Here is an 18,974-nt window from a genome sequence, read left to right on the forward strand (position 1 = left end):
AAGGCGCCGCGTTGCGGCGCTTTTGCTTGGAATGGATCGAGATGGACAATCCCCACTACATGCGCCGCATCCGCAGCTTCGTGCTGCGTCAGGGCCACCTGTCGGCCGGGCAGGAACGTGCGCTGGCCGACTTCGGCCCGCGTTTCTGCATCCCGTACGCCGCCGAAGCGCTCGATCTGGCTGCGGCCTTCGGCCGTGAAGCACCGCGCGTGCTCGAAATCGGCTTCGGCATGGGCCAGGCCACCGCCGAGATCGCCGCCGGCCGGCCGGATACCGACTTCCTCGGCGTCGAAGTGCACACGCCCGGTGTCGGAAGCCTGCTGAAACTGATCGGCGAGCAGGGCATCGGCAACATCCGCATCGTCCAGCACGACGCGGTCGAGGTGATCGAGCACATGCTGACGCCGGACAGCCTCGATGGTGTGCACATCTACTTCCCCGATCCGTGGCACAAGAAACGCCACAACAAGCGCCGTCTCGTCCAGCCCGATTTCATCAGGCAGCTGCTGTCGCGGGTCAAGGTTGGCGGTTATCTGCATCTGGCGACCGACTGGGAAGACTACGCGGTGCAGATGCTCGAAGTGCTGTCCGCCGAGCCGCTGCTCGAGAACACCGCTGACGGCTACGCGCCGCGTCCGGACTACCGGCCGCTGACCAAGTTCGAGAACCGCGGCATCAAGCTGGGTCATGGCGTCTGGGATCTGGTATTCCGTCGCAAGGCCGGCTGATCTAGACTCGCAGCATCTCCTGCCGGAAGCCTGCGCATGTCCCTCGTCCGATTCGCCACCGCGCTGGCCTTGCTGTCCGGTGTGGCGCAGGCCGCCGATGACGTCACCGTCACGCCGCTGAACAGCGCGCAGCTGGGCCGGCAGACAGTCGACGTCGACCGGGCGCTGGTGGTGACGACCGCGCCCTACACCGAACCCGTGCCCGCGCAGACGGCGCCGCTACCGTCGGCCGCTGACCCGGCGGGGCAAACCGTCGCGCAGCCCGTGGCGGCGCAGGAACCCCAAGTGCCGCCGGCACGGCTGTTCAAGCGCTCGGTGGTCGTCCTCCCCTTCGTGGTGCGCCAGCCCGGCCAGATCGCCGACCTGCCGCAGTTTCTCGAAGGCACGCAGGACATCCTGCGGCGCAGCCTCGATCTCGGGGGCAAACTCAATGCAAGGATTGCCCCCGGCGAGGGTGCGTTTGCGCTGCAGCCGGGCATGATCGACGTGCAGTGGAAGCCCGAACGCGTGCGCGAGCTGGCGCGGCGCTATGGCAGCCAGTTCGTGGTCGGCGGTGTCGTCGACGACGCATCGACGACCGGCGTGCGCTTCATGCCCGCGGTCGGCACGCAGGTCAAACCCGGGGAAAGCAAGCTGTCGCTCAGCCTGCCGATCTTCGATTTCTTCGGATTCGGGCTCAAGCGTACGCCGGCGGCGCGGAACTTCGATGCCACGCTCTATCTGTTCGATGGCGTCTCCGGCGCGCTGCTCGGTCGCTTTCCCTTGCAGGCCGAGGCCGGTGGCGACGTCCTCGGCGATCCGCGTCAGGCCGTGGCCGGGGCGGGATTCGTCAATGGCGACTACGGTCAGGTCGTCGCTGGGCAGCTTGCCGGCGCTGCCGCGGTGATCGCCGAGAAGATCCGCTGCCAGCCGTTTTCGGCCCGCGTGGTCGGCCTGTCGCAAGGTCAGGTCGTACTCGATGCCGGCACGGCCGCCGGGTTGCGGCCCGGCGACACGCTGCAGCTTTACCGGCTGCGCAGCTTCCAGTTGCCGGTCGACAGCCTCAATGGCGATCCGGCACAAAGGCTGGGCATGATCGAAGACCGTGGCGGCGTGCTGACGGTCGAGCAGATCCAGCCGCTGATGTCGCTGGCGACGATGAGCGGCGCGCAAGCCGAAGTCGGCGACTATGCCCGTTGGGACGGCGCCGGGCACTGAGTCACGGCTGGCCGTACGTCACCCGGCGTGACGGTGCGACGTGTACCCCGATGGGGGCACGCACCGAGCCGCCGATGGCTTACTTGCAGGCCGTTTCCTGCAGTTGCGCACCGCGCAGCTGGGCGCTGGCCTTTTGCAGTTTCTGCTGCTGTTCGGGCGTGACCTTGGCGGTGACGAAACTGGTCGGTTTCAGGCCGTCGTCGCGCTCGCGGACCACGGCAGAGCGCACGCCCTTGGCCTGCAGCTGCGCCAGCCGGCGTTCGCCGGCTTCGCGGGTCGAGAACACGCCAAGCGAAATCGCGTTCTGCCAGCGCTTGCCGTCGTTGACCACCAGATAGTCGTCGACACCGAGCTCGGCCAGCTGGTCGGCTTTCTTCCTGGCCGTGTCGAGGTCGGCCAATGGCGGAATGTAGACCCAGACGCGGGCATTCTCGCCGCTGCCGTGCTCCTGCGCCGCAATGCCGAGTGCCTTGAGCTTGCCGCGTGCGGCGTCGACGTCCGGGCCGCTCAGGCCGGCCCAGCGGAGGCAGACGCCAGCGGTTTCGGCTTGTGCCTGTGCCGGTGGGGTCGGTTTGGGACTAGGCTTCGGAGTCGGAGTCGGAGTCGGAGTCGGAGTCGGAGTCGGAGTCGGAGTCGGAGTCGGAGTCGGAGTCGGAGTCGTGGCGGGTCCGTGCGCCGATGCCTGCGGTGTCGGGTCGAGTCTGGCCAGATTGACGCTTCTGACCTGGCTGGCGGCCACTTCCGGTGCGCGTGTCTCGCCGCTCGGCCGGTCCGGGACGAGGCGGGTGTAGGCGAAGAACAGCAGGTTGAGTGCGACGAGCGCGGCCAGAAACCATTTCATCGTGCGGTGTGATCCGTTGCGGGTCAGGCGAAGGCCAGCGCCGCCAGCCCGTGAAGCACGAGATTATCTACAAGCGTCGCCGGCGTGTTAAGCAACGATGTCAGTTGCGCCGCATCGCCGCCTGCAAGCAACAGTCTTGGCGTTTCGCCGCGGGCAACGAGCCGTGCGGCCATCGCGTCGACACTGGCCGCCAGTGCGGTGCGGATGCCGGTTTCGATTGCGTCCTCGGTCGAGGTCGGGTAGTCGTGGAGGTGGCCTTCGGCGTCGGGTAACCGGGCGGTGCCGGTGGCCAGTGCGCGTTTCATCAGCCGGTAGCCGGGCAGGATCATTCCGCCGAGGAAGACGCCGTCGGCCGTGACCGCGTCGACGGTCAGCGCGGTGCCGGCACTGGCGATGACCAGTGCCTCGTCCGGAAAGCGGGCCCGCGCGCCGAGTACGGCGGCCCAGCGGTCCGGGCCCTGCTGTTCGAGCCGGCGGTAACGGTTCTCGACCCCCAGCGCGTGGCGCGACGGGGCCAGCCAGTCGATCGTGCGGGCCCAGTGTGCCTGGACGAAGGCATCGAGCTGTTCGCGCAGCGCCGGTGCCGCGACGCAGGCACCGTGGACCGACGCCGGTGCCGGCAGCAATCGCCACGCGGCCAGTGCGGCATCAAGCCGGTCGTGCGCCGCATCGCCCTGGGCCAGCCAGTCGCCGGGGCGGTCGGCACTGGCCCATTTGAGACGGGTGTTGCCAAGGTCGAGAAAGAGCTTGCTCATCGTGCCGGCTCCGTCCGCCGCAGGCTCAGGTCGCCGGTGTGGACGACCAGTTCGCCGGCGTCCGTCGTCAGCCGCAGCGAGCCGTCGTCGGCCAGCCCCGCGAGTACGCCGGCGCGGCGGCTGCCGTCCGGAGCAACCAGTTCGACCTGCTGGCCCTGCCAGGCGCTGAAGGATTCCCAGCGTTGTTTGAACGGGGCAAAGCCGTGTTCGGTGAATTCGGCCAGACCGGACTCGAGCGCGGTCAGCAGTTGCGCCAGCAGGGCGTTGCGACCCGGAACCAGCCCGTGTCCGGCGAGCCCGGCGCAGGCCTGGTCGGTGACTGCCGCGGGGGCAATCAGGTTGAGGCCGATGCCGATGACCGCGTCGGTCGGGCCCATGGCATCGCCGGAGATCTCGATCAGGATGCCGCCCACCTTGGCGCCGTCGAGCAGCAGGTCGTTCGGCCATTTGAGCCGGACGGCGGCGACCCCCGCATCGGCCAGCGCACCGGCGACGATGGCGCCGACCGCCAGCGACAGGCCGGACAGGCCGGCGGTGCCGCCTTCGAACCGCCAGCCGAGCGAGAACATCAGGCTGCCGCCGAGCTGGGCCAGCCAGCGCCGGCCGAGACGGCCGCGGCCGCCATCCTGCCATTCGGCGACCAGTGCCTTGCCGTGGACCGGCGCGGCCAGCAGCCGGCGGTTGGTCGAATCGGTGCGGGCCACGACGTCGATGTCGATGTGGCTGCCGGCCGGCAAAGCCGCCAGAACCCGGTCTCGCGACAGCCATTCGATCGGCGTGCTCAGCCGGTAGCCGGCGCCGGTGCGGCGCGTCAGCGTGACGCCGTAGTCTTCGGCGCTGGCCAGCGCGGTCGAGACGCTGGCACGCGAGACGCCGAGCGATGCGGCGATGTCGGCGCCGGAAGTGAAGTGCTCCGCACTGAGAAACTGCAGACAGGTAAGGGTATCGGCCATGGCAGCGATTTTAGCAGCGATGCGGGCCGGCAAGACGAGCCGATCTCAGCGGCCGAGCGAGCCAAAGCAGTTTGTTCACGCCCGAAGCGCAGGAACCGGAATGGACATGGAGTCCATGAGGATTCCGGGCATCGTACGGGGACAAAACGCGCAGGCGTAGCCGGTCAGGCGCTACAGCGTTTCGATCGTGTGGTTCTGGTTGGTATAGATGCACAGGTCGCCGGCGATCTCGAGCGACTTCTTCACCACCACGTCGGCCGGCAGGTCGGTGTTGAGGAACAGTGCGCGTGCGGCCGATTCGGCGTAGGCGCCGCCCGAGCCGATCGCGGCGATGCCTTCCTCGGGTTCGAGCACGTCGCCATTGCCGGTGATCACCAGCGTCTGGGTCTTGTCGGCGACGATCAGCATCGCTTCGAGCCGGCGCAGCATCCGGTCGGTACGCCAGTCCTTGGCCAGTTCGACCGCGGCCCGCGTCAGCTGGCCCTGGTGTTTCTCCAGCTTGGCTTCGAAGCGCTCCATCAGCGTGAACGCGTCGGCGGTGCCGCCGGCAAAGCCGACGATCACGCGGTCGTTGTAGAGCTTGCGCACCTTGCGCGCCGTGCCCTTGATGACGATGTTGCCGAGCGTGACCTGACCGTCGCCGCCGACCGCGACGTGCTCGCCGCGCCGGACCGATACGATCGTGGTGCCGTCAAACTGTTGCATGCTGTGTCCCGCCGGAATGAATGATTCAAAGCAAATGGGGCCCCAAGGGCCCCGGTTCAAGAGCGCAGCGTGGCGTCAGGATTGCCGGCCGATGTTGACGAGGTCGGCGATGCCCATCAGCCGCATCATGCCCAGCACCAGTTCGTTGACGCGGGTGAACGACAGCGTGTGACCGCTGGAGAGCAGTTCCATCGTCAGGTTCAGCAGTTGACCGGCGGTTTCGAAATCGACACGGGTGACGGCGGCGAAGTCGAGCGTCGGCTTGCCGTGCTGGTGGACGAAATCGCGCATCTGCTTCAGGGCCTGCGGTGCGCCGTCGGCGAGCACGCCGCTGACGATCAGCCGGTCGGGTACGGTCGGCGACGGGGTCGGCGCCTGTGTCTGGGCGGCCCGGGCCGGCGCTTTCGCAACCGGCTGCTTCGGCGCCAGCTTGTCGTCCCACGACGGCGGCGAGACTTCGAAGGTAATCGCGTAGTCGATGGCAATGTTCTCGAAGCGCTCGGCGTCGCCGGTGGCCTGCATCAGTTCGATCAGCAGCAGCCAGAACGGCGCTTCGGCCGGCAGGCGGCGGCCGGTTTCGATGCGCGAGGCGAGCAGGTCGGCAAAGCCGGCGGTGCCGAGCGGCTGCAGGATCGCACCCTGTTTGCGGATGCGCGGCCACAGCGACAACAGTTCGGCTGCGGCAAACGGGTCGATGTCGGTGACCTTGGAGAAATCCAGACGGACACTGTTGCCCGGTTTGCAGGCGTCGACCACCCGGTCGAGTTCGCGCTCGAAACTGTTGGCGCTCAGCTGTGCCGGCAATGCCACATAGCCGCCATTTTGCGCCGGTGTCGTCGCGTCCGGCGCATCCGCGCTACCGCGCCACAGCGGCGGTGAAATCTCGAATTCGAGCACGTAGGCCAGCGCCAGATCGTCGAAGGCCTTGCGTTCGCCGGCCTGCTGGTACAGCTCGAACAGCATCAGCCAGCTTTCGGTACGGCGCTGGCCCGACAGCGTCGGTACATGCGGGGCGAGTGCCTGGATCGCCATTGCCAGTTGACCGTTGGCGTGCAGGACGACGGCTTCTTCCTCGACCGGGCTCAGGTGCGAGGCGGATTCTTCGACCTCGATCGCCAGCGTGCTGAGGTTGTACGACTCGGGCGCCGGCGCGGCCTGTGGCGGCTCGGGCGGACGTGCAGCCGCCTGCGGCTCGCTGCGCGGCTGCGTCGCCGGGCCGGTGGCGGCAGGGCCGGCGTCTTTTTTGCGGAACAGGGAAAACACCACGGATAACACTTCTTTTGCTGCAGGCAGGATTTCAGATTTTATGCCCTTGTGGGCACGAGTCAAATTGGCACGCCCGAGCGTATCGCCGTTCAATTTGCAATAGGAATATGCGGATGCCTTGTCCGGGCGCTTGGCGACTAAAATACCGGAATGAAATCAAAGCATGGAGCAAGCCTGATGACATCAGCCGCCGTCGCGAAGGTGAGCCGGACATTGCGCAGCGGTCGCGCCCGGCGGATCGGGCTGGCACTGCTGATTGCCGTGATCGCGATCGCCGTGCTGGGGGCAGGCCTGCTGCCGTGGCTGGCGAGGCCGAGGCTGGAGAGCGCGCTGTCGCAGGCGCTGGGCGGCCGCCAGGTGGCCATCGGTGCGTTGTCGGTCAATCCGTTCACGCTGACGGCGACGGTGCGCGATTTCAGCGTGCTGGAAGCCGGCAAACCGGTGCTGTCGTTCAAGCAGGTGAGGGTCAATGCAACGCTGAAATCGCTGTACCGGCTGGCTCCGGTGCTCGAATCGCTCGACATCGACCAGCCGTACTTCCGGCTGGTGCGACTCGGCCCCAACCGTTACAACATCTCCGACCTGATCGACAAGGCCCGGGCCGCGCCGCCGTCCGAGGGCGAACCGCAGCGCTTCGCCGTCTACAACATCCGCGTCAACGGGGGCCGGGTCGATTTCGACGACCAGTACCTGCACCAGCAACACAAGGTCGAGGCGCTCGATCTCGGCGTGCCCTTCGTTTCCAACCTGCCGGTGTTCGTCGATACCGACGTCGAACCGAAGCTGTCGCTCAGGCTAGATGGCGCACCGTTCGCGCTGAGTGGCACGACCCGGCCGTTCGAGGACGCGCGCGAGACGCGCTTCGAGCTGAAATGGCAGGCGCTCGATCTGGCGCGCTACTGGGACTACGTACCGCTCAAGCTCGACGGCCGGCTGCAGTCGGCCAAGCTCGACAGCGATCTGCAGCTGGTGTTCAGCCAGGGCAAGACCCAGACGCTGCGGCTGGACGGCAAGCTGGCGCTCAATGCGCTGGCCTTTGTCGGTCACGCCGATGCACCGCTGTTCTCGGCCAGGTCGATCCGGCTCGAAGCACAGCAGGTCGAACCGCTGGCGAACCTGTACCGCTTCAAGTCGCTGACCGTCGAGGCGCCGGCGCTGACGGCCGCCCGTGATGCCGCGGGCACGCTGAACTGGCAACGGCTGCTGCCGGCCGCCGCATCCCGACCGGCGGCCCGGTCCGCGGACAGGCCGGACGCCTCGGCGGTGGCCAGGGCACGCAAGGGCGAGCTGCTGCGCTACAGCCTGGCGCATTTCGTCATCGAGCAGGGCCGGGTCGACTGGCATGACGCCGCGGTCAGCCCGGCGGTGTCGGCCTCGCTGACCGGGATCCAGTTGCGGGCCGACGGCCTCGCCAGTGACGGCAAGGCTCCGGCGAAGATCGACCTCAGCGCCGCCGGCAGCCGCGGCGAGGCCATCGCCGCCACGTCGCAATTGACGCTGACGCCGCTGGCCGCCGAGGGGACGTTCTCGCTCGACAAGCTGCCGTTCGTCGACTATCTGCCGTACTACCGGATGTATACGCGCGCCCAGCCCGAGACGGGAACGCTCGCGGTCGGCGGACGCTACCGCTTTGCCAGCGGCGACAACGGCGCCACGTTCGGTCTTGAGGACGGCAAGCTGCACATTGCGGGGGCGCGTTCGACGCTCGACAAGGAGCGGGTGGCCGACATCGACGCGCTCGACGTCGACGGCATCCGCTACGACAGCGGCGACAATACGCTGAAGCTGCAACGGCTTGGCGTCGACGGTGGCGCCATCAAGCTGGTACGGCAGGCCGACGGCCAGCTGAACATGCAGAACCTGGCCAGGACGGCCGAAGTCGCGACGGACAAGAGGGCTTCGCGGCGTGCGGCTCGGGCGGAGGCGCCGATCCACGTGCAGGTCGACCAGATCGCCTTCAACAACGTCAGGCTGACCTTCGAAGACCGCAGCCTGCCCAAGGGCGTGCCTTTCGTCTTCGACCGGATCGGCCTTGATGCCGGTCCGTTCGCCTGGCCCGATGTGGTGACGACCCAGCTCAAGCTGACGGCACGCAACGGCAGCGGCAGCCTGGCGACGCAGGGCGAACTCAAGCTGCTGCCGCTGTCGGGCAAGCTCAGGGTTGACGCACGCAGCCTCGACGCCGCGCCGACCCAGCCCTATTTCGCCCATTACTTGAACATCAATCTCGTCAGCGGCCTGATCTCGGCCAAGGGCGACGTCGAGTTCGATACCGCGTCGGGCTTCAAGGGCCGCTACCGCGGCAATGCGGGCGTCGCCAAGCTGCATGCGATCGACCGCAACAGTGGCGAGGACCTGCTGCGCTGGGGAAATCTGGCGCTGACCGGCATCGATACGCGCTTCGACCCGCTGAACATCGCGGTGCGTGACGTCAACCTCAGCGACTACTACGCGCGGCTGGTGCTGACCGAAAAGGGCCAGCTCAACCTGAAGGACATCGCCGCCGGCGACAGCAGCGGCCCGGTGCCGGAGGAGGTGGCCGCCGCGGCGAAGGCGAACGACAAGGCCGGCGAGACGAAGACCGTCGCCGGCGCGCGGGTGCGCGAGGCCTCGCTGCCGGCCGTCGCACCGAAGCCGGTGACGCCGGTCCGGGTCGACAGGGTGACGCTGAGCAAGGGCCGGATCAACTACACCGACCTGTTCATCAAGCCGAACTACAACGCCAACCTGACCGACATGGGCGGGACGATCACCGGGCTGTCGTCGGTCGACGATACCCGCGCCAAGCTCGACATCAAGGGCAGCGTCGACCGGATTGCGCCGGTGACGATTTCGGGCGAGCTGAACCCGCTGGCGAAAAAGCGCTACATCGACATCAGGGCCGCGGTGAAGGGGTACGAGCTGGCGTCGGCGTCGACGTACTCGGCCAAGTACGCCGGCTACGGGATCGAGAAGGGCAAGCTGTCGATGGACGTGCACTACAGGATCGACGACAACAAGCTCAAGGCCGAGAACAAGCTGCAGCTCGACCAGCTCACGCTCGGCGACAAGGTCGACAGCCCGCAGGCGACCAAGCTGCCGGTGAAGTTCGCGCTCTCCTTGCTGACCGACCGCCATGGCCAGATCAACGTCAACCTGCCGATTTCGGGCTCGCTCGACGACCCGGACTTCAGCGTCGGCGGGCTGATCGTCCAGGTGATCGTCAACCTGCTGGAAAAGGCCGTGACCGCGCCGTTCGACCTGATCGCCTCGGCATTCGGCGGCGGTCCGAGCCTGTCCTATGTCGGCTTTGCGCCGGGGTCGGCGCGGATCGAGCCGGCGGCGCAGGACGGCATCAAGCAGCTGGCGCAGGCCTTGCAGGACCGGCCGGCGCTCAAGCTCGAAATCACCGGCTGGGTCGATCGCGACAAGGACATTCCCGGCCTGCGCGAGCGGATGATCCGGCAGAAGATGCGTTTGTTGAAGGCCAAGGACGTGTCGCAGGGCGGCGAGTCGGTCGACGACATCAAGATCAGCGATGCCGAGAAGCCCGAACTGCTCAAGCGCGTCTACAAGGCGGCCGACATCAAGAAGCCGACCAATGCGATCGGGCTGGCCAAATCGTTGCCGGCCGACGAAATGGAAAAGATCCTGATGGCCGAGCTGCCGGTGTCCGATGCCGATCTGGCGCAGCTGGCGGACCGCCGGGCGCGTGGCGTCAAGGATGCGCTGCTCGATGCCGGCGTGCCGGAGGAGCGGATGTTCCTGACCCGCGCCAGGCTGGATGCGAGCGCGAAGGACGGCGACAAGGACAAGGGGCCGAGTACGCGGGCGCAGTTCAAGCTGCAATAGTGCCGGGGCCGGATCTTGATCGCGGACCGGTGCGCGTTGCGCCGGTTCGTGGCAGGGTAGCGGCTTCGCATTCCGGAGCCGGACCATGACGCTACGCGACCGACTCTCCAGGCTGTCGATCTCGCAGGAAGGACGCTTCGTCAAACTGCTGATCGCACTGCTGCTCGGCTACGGCCTGCCGACGCTGTTCAACGCCAAACCCTTCATCGCCGAGACGATGGCCTCGTCGGCCTGGCTGGCGCTCGGCCTGGGGCCGTCGATCGAGACGTCGAAGAAGTACTTCATCCAGCGGTCGATGGCCAATCTGGTGCCGATTCCGATCGGCCTGGCGCTGTACCCGCTGGTGCCCGAGCCGATGGCGATCATCGTGCTGGTCGCCATCGTCATGTTCGTGCTGGTCAAGCGCTTTCCGGACGCGTTCCGGCTCACCAGCATGGGCATTGCCATCTGCCTTGTCGCCGGCTTCGGCCGCGATCTGGCGGCGGCCGAAGGGCGGATGTTCGCCGTCGCGGTCGGCATGGCGATCGGCTTTGCGGTCGAACTGCTGGTGCTGCCGCCCGATCAGGGCTACCGCTTCCACCAGCTCGCGCACCGTGGCAGCGTACAACTGGCGGCGCTGTTCGAGGCCGTGGTGGCAACGCGCTCGCTGGCCAGCCTGACGCCGGCCTGCCTCGATCCGCTGACGAAGGCCCAGCTGGAAACGCGGGCGCAGCTGGCGAACTTCAAGGCCGATTACGGTCCGCACGGCCGGCGCCATCTGCGGCGCTACGGCGGCGAGGTGGGGCTGTTCGAGCACCGGCTCGCGCTGATCGACAGCGGCACCGGCCTGTTGCGCAAACTCGGCGACAGCCGCGAGTTGTTCGGGCTGCTGGAACCGGCGTTCCGTGACCACGTGTTCGCGCATCTGGCGCAGATCCACGAGGTGCATCGGCAACTGGCGGCCTACTTCGAACACCGACGGAGCGAGCCGCCGGCACATCCCTACCTCGACACCCCGTACACGCCGGCGGACAGCGCCAATCCGTACAACATGGTGCTGCAGGGCGCGCTGATGGAACACCAGCGCCTGCTGGTGAAGAGCGTCGACGCGATCCGCGCCCTGGCTACAGCGTCAGCTGGATCCCCGGCAGCTCCGCAGCACTGACCTCGCGGACGATGTCGACGAAGTCGCGCAGATAGGCGGCACCGGCGCGTTCCTGCGGCATCGCCGCGTACAGCCTTGCCGTCAGCCCGTTTTCGGTTACCGGCTTGGCGACGACATAGCCGCGGTCGAGGTAGTGCTGCACGCTCCAGCGCGGCAGCGCGGCGATGCCGCGGCGGCTGGCAACTAGCTGCAGCATCGCCACCGTCAGCTCGGTTGTGCGCCGCTTCGGGTTCACGCCGGCCGGCTTCAGCACCTGCCGGACCAGATCGAGCATTTCGTCCGGCACCGGATAGGTAATCAGCGTTTCGTCGGCGAAGTCCCCGGCCGACAGCCAGGCCTTGCCCGCGAGCGGGTGGTCGTTGGCGAGCAGCGCGACCATGTCGTAGGCGAACAGCGGCGCAAAGTGGATGCGGGCCTCGGGGTCGATGTCCGAAACGATGGCCAGATCGGCGCGGTCGTCGAACAGCAGGCCGACCGGGTCGGCGTGAAAGCCCGAGACGATGTCGAGTTCGACCTCGGGCCAGCGGCCGCGGAAGGTGTCCATCGCCGGCATCAGCCAGTCGAAGCAAGTGTGGCACTCGACCGCGATGCGCAGGCTGCCGGCTTCGCCTTCACGCAGCTTGGCGATGTCGCGCTCGGTGCCGGCGATCTGCGGCAGCACGCCGTCGGCCAGCGCCACCAGCCGCTCGCCGGCCGGCGTGAGCTTGAGCGGCGCCGATTTGCGCGCGAACAGCGGCATCGCATAGTGCTCCTCGAGCTGGCGCAGCTGGTGCGACAGCGCCGATTGCGTCAGGTGCAGCCGCTCGGCCGCGCGCGTCAGGCTGCCGGTATCGCGGATCGCCGCCAGGGTTTTCAGATGGCGCAGTTCGAGGATCGATTGCATGAGCTTTGTTCACACTAATTCTGAAAATAATGAGTTTGAATCATAGATGCTGCAACGCGCATCATGCAAGTGACTCATATAAATGGATGAATGAAATGACTGTTGCTCATGTTCTGGGTTTTCCGCGCATCGGCGGCCAGCGCGAACTGAAGTTCGCCGTCGAAGCGTTCTGGCGCGGCGAATCGTCCGAGGCCGAACTTGCCGCCGTGGGCAGCACGCTGCGCCGCCGCCACTGGGACTGGCAGAAGAACGCCGGCCTCGATTTCGCCGCCGTCGGCGATTTCGCCTGGTACGACCAGATGCTCAACACGGCTGCGCTGCTCGGCGCGCTGCCGGCCCGCTTCGGCTTCGATGCCAGGGCGCTCAACCTGAAGCAGTACTTCGAACTGGCGCGCGGCAATGCCGAACAGCCGGCGATGGAAATGACCAAGTGGTTCGATACCAATTACCACTACATCGTGCCGGAACTCGATGCGGCAACGGCGTTTGACGGCGGTGTCGACTGGCTGTTCTACGACATCGACGAAGCGCGCTCGCAGGGCCACAAGGTCAAGCCGGTGCTGGTCGGCCCGCTGACCTTCCTTTACCTGTCCAAAACCAGGGCGGCCGGGTTCGACAAGCTCGAACTGCTGAAAAAAATCATTCCGGCTTACCGCCGCATTCTGGAAAAGCTCGCTGCACGCGGCATCGAATGGGTACAGATCGACGAACCGGTGCTGGCGCTCGAACTCGACACCGCATGGCAGGCCGCCTTCGTGCCGGCCTACCGCGAGCTCGGCAATGCCGGCGTCAAGCTGCTGCTGGGCACCTATTTCGACAGCGTGACCGGGCACGCCGCGCTGATCAACGCGCTGCCGGTGGCCGGCGTACACCTTGACCTCGTGCGTGCACCGGCCCAGCTCGATGCCTTGCTGCCGGCATGGCCGGCCGAGCGCATCCTCAGCGCCGGCGTGATCGACGGCCGCAACATCTGGGCCGCCGACCTGACGACGAAGCTGGCGCAGCTGGAAACGGCCAGGGCGCAGCTCGGCGAGCGCCTGTGGGTGTCGGCCAGCGCGTCGCTGCTGCACAGCCCGGTCGATCTGGATTCCGAAGACCGGCTCGATGCCGAGCTGAAATCGTGGCTGGCGTTTGCCAGACAGAAACTGGACGAAGTCGCGATCCTCAAGCGGGGGCTCGACGGTGGCCGTGACGCGGTCGCCGCCGAACTGGCCGCCAGCGACGCCGTCGCGCACAGCCGCGCGACGTCGACCCGCATCCACAACCGTGCCGTCGGTGCCCGTCTGGTCGCGCTGGTTGCCAGCGACGCCGAGCGTCACAGCCCGTATGCGCAACGTGCGGTCGCGCAACGCGAATGGCTGAAGCTGCCGCTGCTGCCGACGACGACGATCGGTTCGTTCCCGCAGACGCAGGACATCCGTGCCGCGCGGGCCGCGTTCAAGCGCGGTGCGCTGGCCGAGGCCGATTACGTCGCGGCGATGCAGGCCGAGATCCGCCTCGCGGTCGCCAAGCAGGAAGCGCTGGGCCTCGACGTGCCGGTGCACGGTGAAGCCGAACGCAACGACATGGTCGAATACTTCGGCGAACAGCTGGCCGGTTTCGCCTTCACCCGCTTCGGCTGGGTGCAGAGCTACGGCAGCCGCTGCGTGAAGCCGCCGGTGATCTTCGGTGACGTCTCGCGCCCGAACCCGATGACGGTCGAGTGGAGCCGCTACGCCCAGTCGCTCACCACCAAGCCGATGAAGGGCATGCTCACCGGCCCGGTGACGATCCTGCAGTGGTCGTTCGTCCGCGACGACCAGCCGCGCCGCGATACCGCGCTGCAGATCGCGCTGGCGATCCGCGACGAGGTCGTCGACCTCGAGTCCGCCGGCATCAAGGTGATCCAGATCGACGAACCGGCGTTCCGCGAAGGCCTGCCGCTCAAGCGCTCGGACTGGGATGCGTATCTGGAATGGGCCGGCCGCGCATTCCGGATTTCGGCCTCGGGCGTCGTCGACAGCACCCAGATCCACACCCACATGTGCTACTCGGAGTTCAACGACATCCTGCCTGCGATCGCCGCGATGGACGCCGATGTGATCACGATCGAGACCAGCCGCTCGGACATGGAGCTGCTCGAAGCTTTCGGCGAATTCGCCTACCCGAACGAGATCGGCCCGGGCGTCTACGACATCCACAGCCCGCGCGTCCCGCCGGTGGCCGACATGCTGCGGCTGATTGCCAAGGCGCTCGACGTCGTTCCGGCCGAACGGCTGTGGATCAACCCGGACTGCGGCCTGAAGACCCGCGGCTGGCCGGAAACCGAAGCCGCGCTGGCGAACATGCTCGAAGCGACGGTCGAAGCCCGCAAGGCGATCGCCGAAGGCCGCAAGCTGGCGGTTGACGCGGTCAATGCCTACAAGGTGCACGCGCACGGCGGCAGTTGCGGTTGCAACGCCTGAGCATTGCCATCAACGGAAAAAGTCGCCCAAGGGCGGCTTTTTCGTTGATGGATTCCTATGCCGGCCGGACGTTCGTCGGTTGCCACGCCCTTGGCCGGCCGGTTGTCCGAAAACAGGCGCGGTGACCGGGGCTTGCTGCCATAGCGGAAACAGGCGGTTCCGGTGCGGCGGCGGGCATGGATACAGACAGCGAAAAGGGTTCGTGGTGGAAAACGCTTCCCGGCGTGCTTTCCGGTGTGGCCGCCGTGATTGCGGCCGTGGGCGGGCTGGTTGCGGTGCTGTCGCAATCGGGGTTCTTTGCCGAAAGGAAGGCGGCGCCGGCCGTACCGGCGCAGGCCGAGGTGCAGCCGCCGCCAGCTGTCCGGTCGGCGGCGGTACCGGTACCGGAGCGCACCGACCCGACCCCCGACGCCGGTGCCGACCAGCTGCTGCGCCGGCTTGCGCAGGCCAACATCCGCAACAGCGTGGGCGAGGCCACGATGCGGACCTGGCTGGCCGATTCGGACTGGTACCGCCTGCTGGCCCGGGAAAGCCTTGCCGTGGTCGGCGACCGGCGTTTGCGCCGGGATGGTGCCGATCTGGACAAGATCAGTTTCTTCTACGTTTCCTCGCTGGGTTTCAAGAGCGAGAACGAGCTGCCGGCCGGGCACGCGATCAACCGTGGCAAGCTGACGCAGGCCATCGTCGACGCGTACAACGACAGCAACGGTGCCGGCGCGAAAGCGCTTCAGGAGCTGCTCGAATAGCCGTGGCGCCAGTCAGGATTACGTGATCTCCGTCCGGGACGGCCTGCAGGCGCAACGTTGATGGTGGCGGGTGGCAATCGCCGGCCCGCCGTTCGCACCGGCTCAGAAGCCGCGCAGGTCGTCGACCGGCATGGTCAGCACGTCGTTGCCGGTCACCAGTTTCAGTGTCTGGCCGATGACCTCGATGTTGTTGTCGAAGCTGCCGTGGGATGCGGAGATCGTCGTGTCCGGGCCGGACCTGACCCGGGCGTCCCGCCAGACGTGCAGCCGCCCGGCGCCGCCTGCGTCGGCCCACGCGCGGCACCAGTCGTTGACGGTGTCGAAGGTCGTCGACGCGCCGTCCCAGTCCCGCGCATCGGGGGTGGTGAACACCTTTTCCAGCCCGAGGAGGGGCGTGCGCCTGTCCGTTTCGAGCGCGTTGCTGACCAGATAAAGCAGCGACTTGCGGTAGATTTCCGCGACGGTGTCGTTACGCTCGTTGTCGTCGCTGAGCACGTGCAGATGCAGGCGTTTCATCAGGGCCTGATGCGGTGTGTAGTGCGTGTTGGCGAACGCCACCGTGCAGGCCGGCGCATACAGGTGGACCGAGGCCAGACGCTCGCCGAGGTCGAGCTGGGCGAAGCGGTCGAGCAGCTGGCCGAGCAGGATAGCGCCGGCCGAGTGGCCGATCAGGTGGATTTCCAGCTTGTCGCCCCAGAGGTTCGCCAGTGCCTGCAGCGCCAGTGCGAGCAGGTCGCCACCGCGTCCGCGTTCGGTCGCGAACCCGGCGTTTTCCTTCATTTCGCTCCAGATCGGCCGGGCGAGCGGGCGGCCGATGACGGTTTCGACCAGCGCATCTTGCTGGTCGGCGAAAAAGTCCGTGATGCCGCGATCAGCGCCGAACAGGCCCGAGCGCAGCTGGTCGATATGGTCGCCGATGATCTGGCCGACCGATTCGAGCAGGCCGGTTTTCCAGACCAGGAACAGCGGGTAGCAGCCGTTGCCGGTGAAGTAGGGCCCCATCACGCGGGCGCGCTTGAGCGCTGCATCCTTGCTGTTGAGGCCGCCGTGGGCGTAGATGACCAGCCGCTTGACGTCGCCCGGCTGGGTGCGGAACCACAGGTCGGGCAGCGTGCAGGCCTGTGCGCGCAGCGATCGCTGGAGTTCGTCTTCGGCGATGAAGCTGTCGATGCGCCCGTCGTTGCCGCTGATGATGCTGTGCCTTGTCGTCGTTTCGTCATCCCAGCTCGAAGCCGCGACGCCGCTGGGCGCATTGCGGTGCGAACGCGGCACGCGCTGGCCGGACAGGTTGCCGGGCACGCCGAGTGCCGCGACCCAGGCGTCCATCGCATTGGCGAGCCAGTCGGCGTAGCCGAGCACGGCAAAGCCGCCGGCGCCCCATGCCTCGCCCCACGAGTTCTGCACGACGAAGCCGGTCCGGTTGAAGCCGACCAGCGCGAAGGCATGCCCGCCCGACAGCGAAGGCCGGTCGTCGAACGCGATCAGCGGCAGGTCCGCGTGCGATTTCGGTGCCCTGGTCCGCGCGACGCCGGCCCAGCCGGGATGCGTGTACGCCGAGACATAGATCGCGCCGACCTCGGCGATGGCCGCCTGCAGGTCGACCAGCGCCTTGGGGTCGATCCGGTAATAGACGCCGAGCGTGGTTTCCAGCGCTGCGTCGATCCAGCCCGGATTCGGCGTCGTGTCCTCGCCGGGGTGATAGGGCCAGTCGTGCGCCGGACAGACGCCGTGGCGGTGCCAGCCTTTCAGCGCACCGCGGCAGCTCGATCCTTCGTAATCCTCGCCGTCGTATTCGTCGTAGCGGCGGGCGAACGCATACAGCATGCGCGGGCTGACCGATTCGGTCGCCTTGCCGCCGTTGGCGCGCCAGCGCAGGTAGTTGATCACGCAGGCGAGGCCGAAGCCGGTGCAGGCGCCTTCGGTGCCCTGGTTCAGCACCAGCCCGGCCCTGGTGTAGGCCGGCAGCAGTTGTGCAACGTCGGCATCGGTCGGATGTTGCGGCGGCAACGACTGCACGCGCGGCATGAACAGCCGGTCGCGCAGGTCGACGCCGTCGCGGACGACGGTCAGCGTCTCGGGCACGGTGAAGCCCTTGGCCTTGCCGCTTGCGCGGGCCGCTTGCACCGGGCCGAGCACCGCCAGCCCGCGGCGGTAGGCGTCGGTGAAGCGGTCGAGCCCGTGACTGCCGCCGTTGACGAGCTTGCGCGCCTTTTTCAGGTCGTCGCTGTCGAGCGCCGCCCGGATCGGGTCCCGTTTGGCGACGAGAAAGGCGGCAAGCAGACAGGCGGCGACCTCCGGGGCGTTGGCCAGTTCGGACCGGCCGACGAGATCGATGTCGAGCCTGGTCCCCAGCCTTGTGTAGTTGTCCCGGCCGGTCAGCTGCACGTAGCCGCGACCCTTGAAGCGCGCGCCGTCGCCGGGCTCGGTGTTGCCGAGGGTGTGGCCGATGTCGGTACCGGGGTCGTAGGCGCTGAACGGCGGCTTGCCGGGGGCGGTGTTGAATTTCGACACGCCTTCGCTGATCGGCACGAAACCCTCGGTTTCGGCGCGGATCGTCGCCAGTGCCATGCAGATCAGATCACGCTCGATCAGGCCCGCGGCGCGCAGCGCGGCCATCACGTACGGCAGGTTGCGCTCGATGTTCGACGCCTTGGTCGCCGGGAACATCTTCTGCACCGACGCGACGTTGACCTGGACCTGGGCCGGATCGCTCTGCAGCAGCCCGAACTCGCCGAGCACGCGCGGGCCGGCGATGCCGTCGGCGACGAAGCCGGCGCTGCCCTGCCATTGCTGCAGCGCCGCCTCGGTGTCGGCGTCGAATCCGTCACCACCGTCGTTCAGGCCGGGAAAGGGCGCGGCGTTGATGCCGGCCTGTTCGAGTGCGGTCCGCAGCGCCTGTTTCAGCGCGGCGACGTCGGCGCCCTGGTGGCCGCGAATCAGGAGTGGACTGGCCATGATGCTTTCCTCGGCAAACGGGGATTCGGTTGAAGACGGGCGGGGTGTGCCACGCGCACCTTCGGGTGTGCGGTTGTCGACGCGGGTGGTGAATGCGGGGGCTTGGGGGGAGGGCGGACAGGGAGGGCGCGTGGCATGTGCCGGTCGCGTGCATCGGTCACGCTGCGGACGCAGTCGCGACGAAGGGCAACGGAGGAAGCTGGCCTGTTCATGATCCGCTCGGTGTCATCTGTCAAAACAGGTGAGCGGATCTGCCAAGTCGTTGAGGGTCGACTGTCGGCGCGCATCCGGGCGGCCGCTGGCTATGTTGTGAACACTAGTTTCTTCGGCGGCTGCTTTGGACAAAACCGGACAGATGGGCGTGTCGATTGTGCCGCCGTGGGGCCGGACCGGATGCCGGGAGATGCCGGGCGACAAAAAGCCCCTGCGTTGCAGGGGCTGTGTCATGGATGGTCCGGTGGCGCGATTGGCGAAGGGGGCGACTCAGGAACCCGTCGCCTGCAGGCAGACCGTGTGCGGTTCGCCG

General features: G+C 67.4%; 13 protein-coding genes. 6 read left to right on the forward strand and 7 right to left on the reverse strand.

Annotation, left to right across the window (positions count from 1 at the left end; genetic code table 11):
• The first annotated feature begins 41 nt into the window (after positions 1 to 41).
• Both trmB and IE097_RS15460 read left to right on the forward strand, forming a co-directional pair.
• Positions 42 to 728, forward strand: a complete 687-nt coding sequence (gene trmB / locus IE097_RS15455) for a tRNA (guanosine(46)-N7)-methyltransferase TrmB (RefSeq protein ID WP_189461752.1) — start codon at positions 42 to 44, stop codon at positions 726 to 728.
• Between the two features lie 36 nt (positions 729 to 764).
• The gene (locus tag IE097_RS15460; RefSeq protein WP_189461753.1) at positions 765 to 1,925 is read left to right on the forward strand and encodes a flagella assembly protein FlgT middle domain-containing protein; all 1,161 of its coding nucleotides are present in this window, start codon (positions 765 to 767) and stop codon (positions 1,923 to 1,925) included.
• 79 nt (positions 1,926 to 2,004) lie between these two features.
• Here the strand turns inward: IE097_RS15460 and IE097_RS15465 are convergent, their stop codons facing one another.
• The 5 genes from IE097_RS15465 to IE097_RS15485 form a co-directional block, all read right to left on the reverse strand.
• A complete protein-coding gene (locus IE097_RS15465) occupies positions 2,005 to 2,766 on the reverse strand; it encodes an SPOR domain-containing protein (RefSeq protein WP_189461754.1) in 762 nt (253 codons plus the stop codon).
• Positions 2,767 to 2,789: 23 nt separating this feature from the next.
• On the reverse strand, positions 2,790 to 3,521 hold the full coding sequence (locus IE097_RS15470; protein WP_189461755.1) for a type III pantothenate kinase: 732 nt from the start codon (positions 3,519 to 3,521) through the stop codon (positions 2,790 to 2,792).
• Positions 3,518 to 4,474 carry a biotin--[acetyl-CoA-carboxylase] ligase gene (locus tag IE097_RS15475; RefSeq protein WP_189461756.1) on the reverse strand — a complete coding sequence of 319 codons (957 nt, stop codon included), beginning with the start codon at positions 4,472 to 4,474 and terminating at the stop codon, positions 3,518 to 3,520. The genes IE097_RS15470 and IE097_RS15475 overlap by 4 nt, the downstream gene beginning before the upstream one ends.
• Positions 4,475 to 4,645: 171 nt before the next feature.
• A complete protein-coding gene (hslV, locus tag IE097_RS15480; RefSeq protein WP_189461757.1) occupies positions 4,646 to 5,179 on the reverse strand; it encodes an ATP-dependent protease subunit HslV in 534 nt (177 codons plus the stop codon).
• Between the two features lie 75 nt (positions 5,180 to 5,254).
• The gene (locus IE097_RS15485; RefSeq protein WP_189461758.1) at positions 5,255 to 6,445 is read right to left on the reverse strand and encodes an STAS domain-containing protein; all 1,191 of its coding nucleotides are present in this window, start codon (positions 6,443 to 6,445) and stop codon (positions 5,255 to 5,257) included.
• A 177-nt stretch (positions 6,446 to 6,622) separates the two neighbouring features.
• On the opposite strand from IE097_RS15485, the gene IE097_RS15490 reads away from it, so the two are divergent.
• Both IE097_RS15490 and IE097_RS15495 read left to right on the forward strand, forming a co-directional pair.
• Complete coding sequence (locus tag IE097_RS15490) at positions 6,623 to 10,276, forward strand: DUF748 domain-containing protein (RefSeq protein WP_189461759.1); 3,654 nt, start codon at positions 6,623 to 6,625, stop codon at positions 10,274 to 10,276.
• A gap of 85 nt (positions 10,277 to 10,361) precedes the next feature.
• Positions 10,362 to 11,420 carry an FUSC family protein gene (locus IE097_RS15495; protein WP_189461760.1) on the forward strand — a complete coding sequence of 353 codons (1,059 nt, stop codon included), beginning with the start codon at positions 10,362 to 10,364 and terminating at the stop codon, positions 11,418 to 11,420.
• On the opposite strand, the gene IE097_RS15500 is transcribed toward IE097_RS15495, so the two are convergent.
• Entirely contained in the window at positions 11,380 to 12,303 is a 924-nt protein-coding gene (locus IE097_RS15500) for a LysR family transcriptional regulator (RefSeq protein WP_189461761.1), read from the reverse strand. The two genes, IE097_RS15495 and IE097_RS15500, sit on opposite strands and share 41 nt — an antisense overlap.
• 95 nt (positions 12,304 to 12,398) lie before the next feature.
• On the opposite strand from IE097_RS15500, the gene metE reads away from it, so the two are divergent.
• Together metE and IE097_RS15510 are read left to right on the forward strand one after the other, a co-directional pair.
• Positions 12,399 to 14,747 (forward strand): 5-methyltetrahydropteroyltriglutamate--homocysteine S-methyltransferase, encoded by a 2,349-nt coding sequence (gene metE / locus IE097_RS15505; protein ID WP_189461762.1) that lies wholly within the window; start codon positions 12,399 to 12,401, stop codon positions 14,745 to 14,747.
• A gap of 176 nt (positions 14,748 to 14,923) precedes the next feature.
• Positions 14,924 to 15,493 (forward strand): hypothetical protein, encoded by a 570-nt coding sequence (locus IE097_RS15510; protein WP_189461763.1) that lies wholly within the window; start codon positions 14,924 to 14,926, stop codon positions 15,491 to 15,493.
• Between the two features lie 102 nt (positions 15,494 to 15,595).
• On the opposite strand, the gene IE097_RS15515 is transcribed toward IE097_RS15510, so the two are convergent.
• Positions 15,596 to 18,448 carry a peptidoglycan-binding protein gene (locus IE097_RS15515; protein WP_189461764.1) on the reverse strand — a complete coding sequence of 951 codons (2,853 nt, stop codon included), beginning with the start codon at positions 18,446 to 18,448 and terminating at the stop codon, positions 15,596 to 15,598.
• Positions 18,449 to 18,974: the final 526 nt, after the last annotated feature.

Source organism: Jeongeupia chitinilytica, assembly GCF_014652315.1.
In the GTDB taxonomy this organism is placed as follows: domain Bacteria; phylum Pseudomonadota; class Gammaproteobacteria; order Burkholderiales; family Chitinibacteraceae; genus Jeongeupia; species Jeongeupia chitinilytica.